We start from the raw sequence: 839 nt of genomic DNA, 5'->3' as shown, positions 1-839 counted from the left end.
GCGAAGAGGCCCATTTGAACCTGGCGTATCGCTGGTTCTGCCGGTTAAGCCTTGAAGATGAAGTCCCCAACCACTCGACCTTTTCCAAAAATAGACACGGCCGTTTTCGGGACAGCGATCTGTTTCGTGTCACCGCCAATGTAAAACTGACCCCCTGGGGATGCGGACAAAAACTTGGACTGGTTATGCCGCGAAGCCCAGGCTCTCACGATACTCAACGGGACTGAGAGCGCCGAGGGAAATCTTGATGCGTTTCTCGTTGTACCAGCGAATGTATGAGTCCAGGGCCTGAATGAACTGCTCGATGCTCGTTGACTGCCAGTTGCGAGGATAAAACAGCTCCGTTTTCAGCCGGCCGAAGAAGCCTTCGCAAGCCGCGTTATCAGGTGAGCAGCCCTTGCGCGACATCGAACGAATCAGCTTCGCATCAGCGATGCGCGATAGCCAGCCGGGCCAGCGGTAGTGCGCACCACGATCGGAGTGAACCACAGGCCGTTTATCGTTGCCGGCCACCGTTTCGACAGCGGCATCCAGCATGGTGTTCACGAGCTCGGCGTCGGGACGCGTGCCGATCGACCAACTGATAACCTTTCCATCGAAGCAGTCGATGATTGGAGACAGGTACACCTTGCCGGCCGGGATCTGGAACTCCGAGATGTCAGTCAGCCATTTCTCATTCGGAGCAACAGCTGTGAAGTCCCGGTTGACGAGATTTTCCGGCGCGGGACTGATCTCCCCGAGGTAGGAACCGTATCGACGCCGTTTTGGCTTGGCGACGACCAGGCACTCCTGCTTCATCAAGCACTGCACCACCTTCTCTGACAAATGCACGCGCTGCC

At 56.9% G+C, this 839-nt stretch carries 1 protein-coding gene and 1 pseudogene; one reads left to right on the top strand and one right to left on the bottom strand.

Going from position 1 to position 839, the window contains the following annotated elements:
• Positions 1–128: pseudogene (locus tag HAQ05_RS27880) on the top strand (transposase); the annotation flags it as partial.
• A 55-nt stretch (positions 129–183) separates the two neighbouring features.
• Here HAQ05_RS27880 and HAQ05_RS27875 read toward each other — a convergent pair.
• Positions 184–839 (bottom strand): IS3 family transposase (locus HAQ05_RS27875; protein WP_190427615.1); only part of this gene is annotated, 656 nt, incomplete at its 5' end.

This window comes from Pseudomonas typographi (genome assembly GCF_014694385.1).
Taxonomy (GTDB): Bacteria; Pseudomonadota; Gammaproteobacteria; order Pseudomonadales; family Pseudomonadaceae; genus Aquipseudomonas; species Aquipseudomonas typographi.
This window is presented reverse-complemented; position numbering and strand designations above follow the sequence as displayed.